Source organism: Algoriphagus sp. 4150 (assembly GCF_031457395.1).
GTDB lineage: Bacteria > Bacteroidota > Bacteroidia > Cytophagales > Cyclobacteriaceae > Algoriphagus.
In genome coordinates this window covers 60,048-72,057 of the sequence record NZ_JAVDWS010000015.1, presented here as the reverse complement: position 1 = coordinate 72,057, position 12,010 = coordinate 60,048, and the positions used below count along the sequence as shown (strand labels likewise).

Annotated in this window: 11 protein-coding genes; 8 read left to right on the top strand and 3 right to left on the bottom strand. The window is 43.3% G+C overall.

All coding sequences use genetic code 11. From position 1 onward, the window contains the following. Window positions 1-77 precede the first annotated feature (77 nt). Window positions 78-983, top strand: coding sequence for a YitT family protein (locus tag J2X69_RS17520; RefSeq protein WP_310106220.1), 906 nt, complete (start codon window positions 78-80; stop codon window positions 981-983). A gap of 199 nt (window positions 984-1,182) precedes the next feature. Here the strand turns inward: J2X69_RS17520 and metG are convergent, their stop codons facing one another. The 3 genes from metG to J2X69_RS17505 all read right to left on the bottom strand — a co-directional run bounded on the left by metG (window position 1,183) and on the right by J2X69_RS17505 (window position 4,560). Beyond that, a complete protein-coding gene (metG, locus tag J2X69_RS17515) occupies window positions 1,183-3,243 on the bottom strand; it encodes a methionine--tRNA ligase (protein ID WP_310106218.1) in 2,061 nt (686 codons plus the stop codon). A gap of 62 nt (window positions 3,244-3,305) precedes the next feature. After that, window positions 3,306-3,857, bottom strand: a complete 552-nt coding sequence (locus J2X69_RS17510) for a GrpB family protein (RefSeq protein WP_310106216.1) — start codon at window positions 3,855-3,857, stop codon at window positions 3,306-3,308. Window positions 3,858-3,927: 70 nt separating this feature from the next. Next, entirely contained in the window at window positions 3,928-4,560 is a 633-nt protein-coding gene (locus tag J2X69_RS17505; RefSeq protein WP_310106214.1) for a TetR/AcrR family transcriptional regulator, read from the bottom strand. 261 nt (window positions 4,561-4,821) lie between these two features. Here J2X69_RS17505 and J2X69_RS17500 point away from each other — a divergent pair, with 261 nt between their 5' ends. From J2X69_RS17500 to J2X69_RS17470, 7 genes are all read left to right on the top strand, one after another. Continuing rightward, window positions 4,822-5,121: a type II toxin-antitoxin system RelE/ParE family toxin gene (locus tag J2X69_RS17500; protein ID WP_310106212.1), complete on the top strand. Its 300-nt coding sequence runs from the start codon at window positions 4,822-4,824 to the stop codon at window positions 5,119-5,121. Window positions 5,122-5,125: 4 nt separating this feature from the next. Beyond that, complete coding sequence (locus J2X69_RS17495; protein WP_310106209.1) at window positions 5,126-5,410, top strand: addiction module antidote protein; 285 nt, start codon at window positions 5,126-5,128, stop codon at window positions 5,408-5,410. A gap of 785 nt (window positions 5,411-6,195) precedes the next feature. Further along, window positions 6,196-8,646, top strand: coding sequence for an NAD-dependent DNA ligase LigA (gene ligA / locus J2X69_RS17490; RefSeq protein WP_310106206.1), 2,451 nt, complete (start codon window positions 6,196-6,198; stop codon window positions 8,644-8,646). A 144-nt stretch (window positions 8,647-8,790) separates the two neighbouring features. Next, window positions 8,791-9,654, top strand: a complete 864-nt coding sequence (dapA, locus tag J2X69_RS17485; RefSeq protein WP_310106204.1) for a 4-hydroxy-tetrahydrodipicolinate synthase — start codon at window positions 8,791-8,793, stop codon at window positions 9,652-9,654. Between the two features lie 2 nt (window positions 9,655-9,656). Further along, the gene (gene xseA / locus J2X69_RS17480; protein WP_310106202.1) at window positions 9,657-10,967 is read left to right on the top strand and encodes an exodeoxyribonuclease VII large subunit; all 1,311 of its coding nucleotides are present in this window, start codon (window positions 9,657-9,659) and stop codon (window positions 10,965-10,967) included. After that, window positions 10,964-11,152, top strand: a complete 189-nt coding sequence (xseB, locus tag J2X69_RS17475) for an exodeoxyribonuclease VII small subunit (RefSeq protein WP_310106200.1) — start codon at window positions 10,964-10,966, stop codon at window positions 11,150-11,152. Before xseA ends, xseB begins: the two co-directional genes overlap by 4 nt. 45 nt (window positions 11,153-11,197) lie before the next feature. Continuing rightward, a complete protein-coding gene (locus tag J2X69_RS17470) occupies window positions 11,198-11,998 on the top strand; it encodes a hypothetical protein (RefSeq protein WP_310106198.1) in 801 nt (266 codons plus the stop codon). Window positions 11,999-12,010 lie beyond the last annotated feature (12 nt).

Genomic DNA, 12,010 nt, shown 5'->3' with positions numbered 1-12,010 from the left:
CTTAAGGTAAGTATTTATTCTTGGGTTGTAGATATTTTTTACCAGATCGGTTGGTTAAAAAACTCTATTTTCGAATTATGGTGAAGCGACTATTAAAATTACAGGATAACGCACTAGTGAAGCGAATTACAATTTGGAGGCAAATCAAAGACGGACTTTTCATCGCCATAGGTGTAGTAATGGCAAGCATAGGATTGAAGGGTTTTTTATTGCCAAATGGATTTTTCGACGGCGGTGCCATGGGAATGTCGCTGCTGTTGGAAATGCTCACTCCTGTCAATCTTTCTGTTCTGATTATTCTGGTCAATTTGCCTTTTATCCTGTTGGGAGCCAAGCAGGTTTCCGTACCATTTGCCATCAAAAGCACGCTTGCTATTTTTGGATTGGCATTGCTGGTACATTACATTGAAGTTCCCGCTATCACGGCGGACAAATTGCTGATCGCGGTATTTGGCGGTTTTTTCTTGGGGTCGGGGATAGGTTTTGCCATCCGTGGAGGAGCTGTGATCGATGGCACAGAAGTGTTGGCGATCTCTGTCAGCAGAAAATCAAGCTTGACTGTGGGTGATTTTATCACCGTTTTCAACGTCTGCTTATTTATCGTCGCGGCAATATTTGTGGATCTGGAAACAGCTATGTATTCTATGCTAACCTATTTCTCCGCCTCAAAGACCGTTGATTTCATTATTAATGGAGTGGAAGAATACCTTGGGGTGATGATCATGTCCCAGCAAGCCGAAGATATTAAGCAAATGATTTCTTTTGATCTCGGGCGGGGTGTGACCGTGCTGAAATCTGACGGGGGCTATGGAGACAAAGCCAACCTACTTCCGGACAGAAAAGTCTTATTCTGTGTGATTACCCGGCTGGAAGTCACCAAAATGCTGCTCGAAATCGAGAAAATTGACTCCAAAGCCTTTGTGATCCAGTATCCGATAAAGGACACCAAGGGAGGGATGATCAAGAAAAGACCGCTTCATTAGTCATTAGTAGCTAGATCTAAGTATCAAGAGCAGAATCAAGAACAAAGACATAAGAGCCAAGAAATTCAGTGCTATTGCTACTGAATTTCTTGGCTCTTGAATCTAGACGCTACTATTCGCCCTTACTTTAATATATCTATAATCTTGGCTCTTGAATCTAAAATCTGGACTCTAGATACTTGATACCTGTTACTATCTACTAAGATATCGCTGAGCCATTCGCAGTGCCTTCATGCGGTAGGATCAGCTTCAGTTTTCCGTCCTTGTCCTCTGCCATCAGAATCATCCCTTCAGAGTCTATTCCCATCATCTTTCTTGGCGCCAAGTTGATCAACATCGTCACCTGTTTGCCAATCAAATATTCCGGCTCGAAATGCTCAGCCACACCGCTCAAAACCGTACGGTTTCCTAGTCCGGTATCCACCTTCAGTTTGAGTAATTTCTTGGATTTAGGCATTTTCTCAGCTTCCAAAATGGTAACCACGCGCATATCCAGTTTTGCGAAATCCTCGTACGTAATGATCTCTTTCATCGCCTGCACCGGCGTATTCTCTGCTTCATTCATTTTCTTGGCTTCCAATAGTTTTTGAACTTGTTTTTCAACGGTCTCATCTTCGATTTTCTCAAACAACAATCCCATCTCTCCCAGTGAAGTACCGGCTTTCATAAGCTCTTTCTGACCGGCTTCATTCCAATCTATCTTTTCCATACCAAAAAGATTCACCAGTTTGCCTGCTGTGAATGGCAAAAATGGCTCAGAAACTATTGCAAGATTAGCAGCGATATTCAGTGCAATATTCAGAATGGTTCCGGTACGGGTTTCATCGGTTTTGATCACTTTCCAAGGCTCAGTATCTGCCAGGTATTTATTTCCCAGACGGGCCAGATCCATCACGATTCCCAGCGCTTCGCGGAACCTGTACCGCTCGATAGAAGCTGCTATTTTCTCAGGAAACTCTGCCACGGCGTCCAGTACTTCCTGATCATACCCTGTCAATTCGCCCCGTTGAGGGATAATGCCTTGATAATATTTATGTGTCAAAACCACTGCACGATTCACGAAATTCCCGTAAATGGCAACCAGTTCTGAGTTATTTCTCGTCTGGAAATCCTTCCAGGTAAAATCATTATCCTTGGTCTCCGGAGCATTTGCCGTAAGCACATAGCGAAGCACATCCTGCTTGCCCGGAAATTCTTCCAAATACTCATGAAGCCAGACCGCCCAATTTCTGGAAGTAGAGATCTTGTCCCCTTCCAGATTCAAAAACTCGTTGGCAGGCACATTGTCAGGAAGTATGTACTCCCCGTGGGTTTTCAGAATAGCCGGGAAAATAATGCAGTGGAACACGATATTATCCTTGCCGATAAAATGTACCAGCTTGGTGTCCTGATCTTTCCAATACGGCTCCCAGTCGATTCCTTTTTCGGCAGCCCATTCTTTAGTCGAAGAAATGTAACCTATCGGCGCATCAAACCACACGTAAAGAACTTTGCCTTCCGCATCCTGCAAAGGGACTTTTATCCCCCAATCCAAGTCACGCGTCATCGATCTTGCCTGTAGCCCTTCACCGGCTTCCAGCCAAGAACGGCACTGTCCCAGCACGTTGTTTTTCCAATCAGCTGCATGGTCTTCGAGAATCCATTTTTTCAGGAAATTCTGGTATTTGGCCAAATCCAAAAACCAATGCTTTGTTTCTTTCAAAACAGGCGTTCTACCACTGAGTTTTGACTTGGGATTGATCAGTTCTGTAGGACTCAGCGAGCTGCCGCATTTCTCACACTGATCCCCATACGCATGCTCATTGCCACAAACAGGGCAAGTCCCTTCGATGTATCTATCCGCCAAAAACTGTCCCGCTTCCTCATCGAAATATTGCTCAGTGCTTTGTTCCAAAAATTCCCCTTTTTCATAGAGATCCTTGAAAAATCCCCGGGCTGTCTCATGATGGATAGGCGCTGAAGTACGGGAATAATGATCGAAGCTGATCCCAAATTCCCCGAAACTCCCCTTCATAATCTCATGGTAGTGGTCCACCACTTCCTGAGGTGTTTTACCTTCCTTTTTGGCTTTGATCGTAATCGCTACTCCATGCTCATCCGAACCGCAAATGTATGCCACATCCTTGCCTAGACTGCGTAGATAGCGCACATAAATATCTGACGGGATATAACATCCCGCCAAATGACCAATATGCAAAGGTCCATTGGCATAGGGCAATGCAGAAGTTATTGTATATCTTTTGAAATTCTTGTTGCTCATAGTTTATTTCTCATGTATCAAATCAGGAAAATAGATTCCCCAACAGACCTCTCTTATTATTTTTAATTACTTGCCAAAGCTAATACTTGCTGGACAAACTCATTCTTTGACAACACATAGGCTCCTCTATCATTTTTAAACTTCTTAGCCGAGTCCATTTTTAGCTTTTCATATATTTTCGCTTGCTCAGGATTAGCTCTGAGATAATCACGAAACTCTATTTGCTTTACAGTGAGGTTGCTCGGTGGGCACATATGGATATGAAAGATTTGTTCATGTTTTCCTTCTAGATTATATCCTTTTCCAAAAGACATGTAAGCCTCAATATCGTCCCTTTTTGGCACCAAAAAATAAGTATAGCCAAGCGCCGCTAGCCTTACTATCAGATCCTCATTGAAAAGCAATTCTTCTGCTATCACAATTAGGATATCTATATAAGGTTTTGCCTTGATCCCATTAATAGAAGTACTACCTACATGCTCAATTAGGATTGGATCAAAAGCTTTTATTTCAGAAAGAATAAGCTCTTTTTCTTTTTGGAAAACAACTCTCCACTGAGGATTGTGGTTCTCTAGATGAATTGGAAAAAGTCGGTTCCAATCATCTTTTTTCAACTCATATAATGGATTGCTCATTTCTTTTGTGACTAGGGCACAAAGATAGGAAAATCAGCCAAAGCCAACCTTAGCCATTCGCAAATTCATTGCGCGCCTCATCTGTCAGAATCCCATTGTATATAATCGTGATAGCTTGGTCATAAATATCAGAAGGAGGGATTTTTACACCTTTTTGGATCTCCTCCGGAAATTGACCCGTAAACCTAGGATCCAAAATTGACTGGATGGCTGTGGCATACAGCATCACCACCAAGTGGATATTCACCGACGGCCTGACCAAACCCTCACTTATTCCCTGCTCCAGCAATTTCTTAAATCGGATGTGGGCAGACTCGTTTATATACTGTGTCAGATCCTCCCATATTTCCGGTGCATATTCCCGAAGATCTTCGAAAAGCTCAGGATTGATCGGCCCTAGCAGGGAAGCCATTACAGTCAGTGTGGACTTGAGTTTGAGCGGAAAAGAAATATACCGATTTTCCAAAATCGCCTCAATTTTTGCCGTAAGCTTGGTTTTGGTGATCTCAAAAGAAGCAGCAAGCAATTCCAGTTTGCCTGGATAATATTTATACAGCGTTTTTTTGCTCATTCCCAGCATTTGGGCAATATCATCCATGGTGGTATGACGATAGCCCTTTTCCAGAAAAAGTTTGTAGGCTGCATCCAGAATCTTGCTTTCAACACTCGCTTTTTTACTCATAGGGATTTAGGGGAATAGGGAAGGCAAAGGTTTAAAATAATGGGAGGATAAACCAGAAAAATTAGCTGGAAGACCGAAGACGGAAGATAGAACATGGGATAACCGTTGAGGTCATTTTCTGACTTCGAAGTTTTGTCTATTAAAAGCGATCCCGCTAAGGCACAGGTCTAGATTGAACTATAAAGATTATGTGACTTTTCTGCAAATTAATATCCCCAAACTATTTTCCTTATATTTGTATCCAGTTAGATACACTTAATAATGTTCTTTATTGAAAAAACCAATGAATTTGATAAGTGGCTGAGGAAGTTAAGGGATCATACAGCTAAGGCAAAAATCCTATTCCGAATTCAGAAACTGGAAACTGACGCGCACTTTGGAGATTGCAAATCTGTAGGAGATGGAATCAGTGAAATGCGGATAAATTTTGCAAAAGGATATCGAGTTTACTTCAAGGAAAAGGACGGTAGAATAATTATTTTGCTCATTGGCGGAGATAAATCTTCCCAACAAAATGACATCAAAAAGGCAAAAGAAATTTGGAATAAATTAAAGGGATAGCTCTATGGGAACATCAAAATTTGATATCGCAGATTATTTGGACAGTAAGGAAATGATCGCCGAGTACTTGAATACAGTGTTGGAAGATGGGAATGAAGCTGATGTCATCAATGCCATCGGCCACGTGGCCAAAGCCATAGGAATGACAAAAATTGCCGAAGAAACAGGCCTTAGTAGACCAAGCCTGTACAAAGCTCTTTCTGAGGGAGCCAAACCCCAATTTGCAACCGTCATGAAAGTCCTCAAAGCAATAGGTGGGCAGCTACATGTGAATCCCGTTGCAGGTTAAAAATATATGCTATCCAATCTCTTGCCACAACGCAGCGGTGCCGCGTATGGAAAACAGTTGAAGTTTTAATACTCCCGCCAAGGCGCAGAGTCGCAGTTTTATGTAAAAGGTCGGTCAGAGTTGCTGAAAATTACATTTAAAAAAACAACTTTATCGTATCCAAGCAAACACAGTTATACTGAACTAACCAAATCGTGAAAGCTTCAAAATTTGATATCGCAGATTATTTGGACAGTAAGGGAAAAAGCGATCCCGCTAAGAGACTAAGGTACAGTTTTATATGAAAAATTGGAAGACGAATCTAAAAACCAACCCATTATCCTAATCGATTTTAATTTAGCTATTCGAGAAAATTATGAGGCTGTCTCATAATCATGTTTTCTTGTCAGGCTGAGTAAGAAAAATTTAGAATTTACAAATGAATAATGACGGAAAGTGATGTAGAAATAAAGTTGGGTCACCCTGAGCACCTGACCGACGAGAGTCGGGAAGTACGAAGGGTCCTCGACTCCGCTCGGACTGACACAACATTTGCACGCTTTTTTGAATTCCGTCATTGGTAGCAGCTTGCCTCGCCTTGGCATGAAAGTCGAAGCCTTTTATTTATGTGCTAATTAAGCCCATTTCGACTTCCCGCCCCAGCGAGGCAAGCTGCTCAATGTGACAATTATGAGTTATGGGACAACCCACGGTTTCTCCAAAAACCTTGGAGCCTTTCTATGCGATCTCTGCAACTTTGCGGTTAGTATCTATTATTTTTACAGGCCCTAATTTTTCTACAAATCATGAACCCACAGGAAGCCGAAAAGCGAATTGCCCAACTAAGCCAGGAAATCAACCGTCACAACAACCTGTATTATCAGGAAAGCAATCCCGAAATCTCTGACTACGAGTTCGATCAATTGCTGGAGGAACTCATCAAACTGGAAACCGCATTTCCGGACTTGCTTGATCCCGACAGTCCAAGCCAGCGTGTAGGCGGGACGATCACCAAGGAATTCCTCACTGTACAGCATGCTACCCGTATGCTCTCTCTGGGCAACACCTATTCTGTAGAAGAGCTTATCGCCTTCGATGAGCGTGTCGCAAAAGGCCTGGGGCATTCGGATTATGAATATTTCTGCGAAATGAAATTCGATGGGGTTGCAATCAGTTTGGTGTATGAAAACGGGCGTTTTGTACGGGCAGTCACACGGGGGGACGGAACCCGCGGAGATGATGTCACGGCCAATGTGAGAACAATCCGAAATATCCCCCTGGAAGTAAAAGGTGACAGTATTCCTGACAGATTCGAAGTTCGTGGAGAGATCTTTTTGCCTCTTAGGGAATTCCTGAAAATCAATGCGGCACGGGAAGAGGCCGGTGATGCCCTTCTTGCCAATCCAAGAAATGCAGCTTCGGGAACTCTGAAAATGCAAGATTCTTCTGTTGTGGCCAAGCGTAGACTGAATTGCTATTTCTATCAGTTGCTGGGAGATGAACTCAGTGTCAACACACATTCTGAGTCCATGTCCCTATTAGAAACATGGGGCTTCAACGTCTCCCAAACCTATAAAAAAGCAGGAAGTATCCAGGAAGGAATTCAATACATAGAAGACTGGAAGGAAAAGCGGTTTTCACTGCCTGTAGATACGGATGGGGTGGTATTAAAAGTCAATAATTACGATCAGCGTGAGGAGCTGGGCTTTACTGCCAAAAATCCCCGCTGGGCTATTGCCTATAAATACAAAGCTGAAAGTGCAGAAACGGAATTGCTGTCTGTGACATATCAGGTAGGGCGGACCGGTGCCATCACCCCGGTGGCAAATCTTTCCCCTGTCAGCTTGGCCGGCACCACGGTGAAACGGGCTTCCCTACACAATGCCAATGAAATCGAGCGCTTGGATCTGCACGAAGGAGATTTTGTGTTTGTGGAAAAAGGCGGAGAAATCATCCCGAAAATCACCGCCGTAAACCCGGAACGTAGAAATCCCAAAGCTACCCCCCTAGCCTATATCACACACTGCCCGGAATGTGGAACAGAACTGGAACGAAAAGAAAGCGAAGCCAAGCATTACTGTCCCAATGCAGAATCCTGTCCTCCCCAAGTGCTGGGAAGAATCGAGCACTTTGTTCATAAGCGGGCTATGGACATCGATTCCATGGGTACAGAGCGGATCAGGGCATTGATCGATCAGGGATTCATTGCCAATCCGGCTGACATTTATGAATTGGAGGCTAGGAAGGATGAACTTTTGGGCTTGGAGATGTCCCAAGATCAGTACGAAACCGAAGGAGATGGATTGCTTTATATCACCTTGGAAAAAGCATTATACGCCTTAACTGAAGGACTAAAGTTCAAACAGATTTCTGATTTCCTGATCGAAACAGCCGAAATCCCATTCGCAGAAACACTGAAAGCTTTTCAGGATCAAATCAGAAAATGGAAAACCAAAGCTTCTGCCAATGTGGGAATGGTCGAATATCTTATTAATCACCTCAAAGACCACAACCTTCCCAAGTTGGAAGACTACGTGCCCGTCGCTGTGGTTTTGGAGATTTTATTAGGCAGAAGAATTGATTTTGACACGATCCTTCAGGCGAGCAAAACCGAGGGGACTGTACATGGAATCCTGCTCAAGCTTAATCTGGATTTGACTCCGGAAATCACGGATCGAATCAAGAAACTAAAAGCCAACACATTTCAGGATGGCGTCATCAAAAATATGATGGAGGGGATCGCAGCATCGAAAAACCAGCCTTTCGAAAAGGTGCTTTTTGGGCTGGGAATTAGAAATATCGGAGAAAATACCGCTCAGCTATTGGCAAGGCATTTCGGTTCTATTGAAAAGCTTGAAGCTGCCAATTCAGAACAATTGCTAGACATCAATGGTGTGGGAGAGACGTTGGTTTATAGTATTCATGATTTTTTTGCACAGCCGAAAAACCAAGAGATTATAGCCAGACTGAAAGGCTTCGGATTGAAATTTGAGATAGACGAAAGCGAATCAAAACAGCTTGGGAATTCACTTGAAGGCAAGCGGATCTTGGCCAGTGGGAAACTGACCCATTTCAAGCGGGATGAGATCAAAGATACCGTGATAGCCCATGGGGGACAGTATATTTCTTCCGTTTCCAAAAATCTGGACTTCATCATTGAAGGAGAAGATATGGGCCCCAGCAAAAAAGAAAAAGCCCAGAAGCTCGGTGTACCGATGATTTCTGAGGAGGAGTTTTTAAAGATGATAGGATTGTAGGGTTTTCAGTCATCAGTCGCAGTTAGCGATCTCCAAAAACTGCGACTGGTAACTGTGACTGAATACTAGAAAACCCATTTTTTCCAAAAACAGAATGTCAATTCCTATCATCCCATTATCTTTAGCCTCCCAAACCTAATAACAATGAACCAACTTAAAGGAACCGGTGTAGCCCTTGTCACCCCATTTCACGATGATTACTCTATTGATTTCGATGGTCTCAAGCGACTTATCGACCATGTAATCGATGGCGGGGTGGACTATTTGGTGGTTTTGGGAACGACCGGGGAGACAGTGACTCTTTCATCTTCTGAGAAAAAGCAGGTCCTAAATGCCTGTTTGGAATACAATGCCGGACGGGTACCTGTAGTGTATGGCATTGGCGGAAATAATACTATGTCCGTACTAAGTGATATTGCAGCTACAGATTTCACGGGTATCACGGCCATTCTTTCGGTAAGCCCATATTACAATAAACCAACTCAAACGGGGATTATCGCTCATTACAAAGCGATCGCGGATGCTTGCCCTGTACCGGTAATTTTGTACAATATTCCCGGCAGAACCATGTCTAATATCACCGCTGAAACAACCCTAAGCCTTGCTGAGCATTCTAATATCATCGGGATGAAAGAGGCTAGCGGAAATTTGGAGCAATGCATGCAGATTGCGGCGAAAATGCCAACCGACTTTTTGCTGGTGTCAGGCGATGACCTAATGACTAAAGCTCTGTATAGCATAGGTGGATCAGGAATTATTTCTGTGATGGCAAATGCATTGCCTGCAACTTTCAAGGCGCTATGCCATGGCTCGGAAGAAGAAAGTCTAAAAGCAGCATATTCACTTCTGCCGATAAACAGCCTAATGTACGAGGAAAGCAACCCTGTAGGCATCAAAAACCTGCTTAGTCACATGGGAATATGTGATGACCAGGTAAGACTACCGATGCTTCGCGCCAGCTTAAGTCTAAGCCAAAAGATCAAAGCAGAATTCCAAAAACTCAAGTAAGCATGCAAAATGCCAGATCTATATCCGAACTCAACCGGCTGATCCAACAAGCCTTGGAGACGGAACTGGATCCGGTAATCTGGGTAATCGGTGAGATCGCGGATTTCCGTCTGGCACCTCAGGGACATGCCTATTTTGAATTGGTAGAAAAGCAAGGAAATCAGGTTCAGGCAAAAATAAAAGCCAATCTATGGTCATTTGCTTATCGGACTGTGGCTGCGAAATTTGAATCCATCACGGGATCCACCATCAAAAACGGGATGAAAATCCTTGCACAAGTTGCCGTGAACTTCCATCCCGTATATGGGCTGAGCGTCAATGTGAAGGACATAGATCCATCATTTTCTTTGGGAGAAAGGGCGCGTGTCCGCCAAGAAACCATAGATAGACTGACAAGGGAAGGCTTATTGCGACTGAATGGCAGACATGTACTTCCTGCAGTAATCCAGAAAATTGCGGTAATCAGCAGCCCTACTGCGGCAGGCTATGGTGATTTCGTCAATCAACTGGAAAACAATGCTTTCGAATATCATATTTATCACAAGCTTTTCCCCTCTTCCATGCAGGGAAACGAAGCCGTTACTTCCTTGATCAGAAGCTTGGATCAAGTCGAAAAGATAAAGGATGAACTGGGAATTGAGGCGGTGGTGATGATCCGGGGAGGAGGAGCCCAATTGGATCTGGACTGTTTTGATGAGTATAATCTTGCAGTCAAAATCGCAAATCTCTCCCTTCCCCTGCTCACCGGGATAGGACATGAACGGGATGAGAGTATAGCGGATATGGTGGCTCATACCCGATTGAAGACCCCTACGGCAGTAGCTGAATTTCTACTTTCCGGATTTAGGGAATTTGAGGAGAATTTAGGATTAGCTATCCTGAGATTGGATCGGGCGACACGCCAAAAACTCAATTGGGAGCAAACGAGAATAAATCAGATAGCGCATCAGGTAAAAGCCGTGGCAGAAAGTCGTGTAAAGCTTGAAGGGGAGAAACTGAATTCCGCAGTAAATCGCATTCGTATTTCGGGTAAAACCATCCTCCAGATTCAAGAAAACAGTCTGGACTCTCTGGAAAAAAACGCAATACGGGGATTGGACAGCTTCTTGCAAAAACAAAAACAAAATCTGGAGTCTAAAGAACTTCTCCTGCGCCAATTGAATCCCGAGACTATCCTAGCCAGAGGCTATACCCGAAGTGAGGTCAATGGCAAACCGCTCAATGCGGCAAAAATCCAACTGGGAGACAACTTACTCACCCATACAACAAAACAAAAAATCAGCAGCACAGTTACACAAATTGAGGAAAAATGAGCGACCTAAAGTACAATGAAGCCATAAAGCGTTTGGAAACAATCTTAGCTGACCTAGAAGAGGGGAAGAAAAGTGTAGATGAGCTCTCTGAGCTAGTGAAGGAAGCATCGGAACTGGTAAAAGCTTGTAGAAACAAATTAAAAACGACTGAAGACGACATTAGGAAAGCTTTCGAAGAAGCATGATTTTTGCTGTTGTAATACTAATATTTGCACTTCTCCCATAAACATATGGTACAGGGGAGAAGATTGGCATATTTGTTGCAAAACTTGGTAAAAAACATCCTTTCGAAGATCAGCTTCTTTATTTATATAGGATCCGATATTATGTCAAAAATTTTCAAACTTTCCGCCGTAGTCTTCTTTCTTCTAGCAAGCATAGATTTGTTCGCCCAAAGCTTTCATAAAGAAAAACAAGTTAGAGACAATATCATTAGCGTTGGCGTAGGTCCATCTTTCGCATATCTTGACAACGGTGGCCAGTACAAATCATTAAGTTTTGAAATAAAACCCTCTGTTTCTGCTTCATTTATCAAAAGACTAACTGATCGATTCGAGCTCAGAGCTACGGGGGGAGTACAGTGGATTTCCAGTGGAGGGAATCCCAACTCTGATATCAAAGACACATGGACCGCCAATAACTCCTCATTTACTGCCGTTGGAAGGGCTTACTATTTTGATGTGATGCCGAGTATGTATGCCATTCCTTTCGGAAGCCACATGAACAGAAGTAAGTTCAATGTTTATGGTGGATTAGGATTAGGACTGATGCATGTTACTACTGATCAAACCAAATCCTTCAGCAAAGATGAAGTACCAAAGCGGGAAAAAATCACCACAGGTTATGTCCCTATCCGTATCGGAGTAAGTTGCACCCTAGGGCCCTTATCAGATATTGCACTGGAGGGCACCATGCTTGCTACTTTCACCGATAATCTTGACGGAAACGTAGGTTTCAACAAGTTTGGAGACCACCTTGTCCAAGGTCAGATTGTATACAGAAGATACCTCTTCTCCTCTTTCACAGATTGAAAATCCATTGAG

Excerpts from the sequence above, each read along its gene's own strand:
- J2X69_RS17520 (WP_310106220.1), top strand. The coding sequence starts at position 78 with ATGGTGAAGCGACTATTAAAATTACAGGATAACGCACTAGTGAAGCGA.
- metG (WP_310106218.1), bottom strand. The coding sequence starts at position 3,243 with ATGAGCAACAAGAATTTCAAAAGATATACAATAACTTCTGCATTGCCC.
- xseA (WP_310106202.1), top strand. The coding sequence starts at position 9,657 with ATGCAAAATGCCAGATCTATATCCGAACTCAACCGGCTGATCCAACAA.
- dapA (WP_310106204.1), top strand. The coding sequence starts at position 8,791 with ATGAACCAACTTAAAGGAACCGGTGTAGCCCTTGTCACCCCATTTCAC.
- J2X69_RS17470 (WP_310106198.1), top strand. The coding sequence starts at position 11,198 with ATGGTACAGGGGAGAAGATTGGCATATTTGTTGCAAAACTTGGTAAAA.
- J2X69_RS17495 (WP_310106209.1), top strand. The coding sequence starts at position 5,126 with ATGGGAACATCAAAATTTGATATCGCAGATTATTTGGACAGTAAGGAA.
- xseB (WP_310106200.1), top strand. The coding sequence starts at position 10,964 with ATGAGCGACCTAAAGTACAATGAAGCCATAAAGCGTTTGGAAACAATC.
- ligA (WP_310106206.1), top strand. The coding sequence starts at position 6,196 with ATGAACCCACAGGAAGCCGAAAAGCGAATTGCCCAACTAAGCCAGGAA.
- J2X69_RS17505 (WP_310106214.1), bottom strand. The coding sequence starts at position 4,560 with ATGAGTAAAAAAGCGAGTGTTGAAAGCAAGATTCTGGATGCAGCCTAC.
- J2X69_RS17500 (WP_310106212.1), top strand. The coding sequence starts at position 4,822 with ATGTTCTTTATTGAAAAAACCAATGAATTTGATAAGTGGCTGAGGAAG.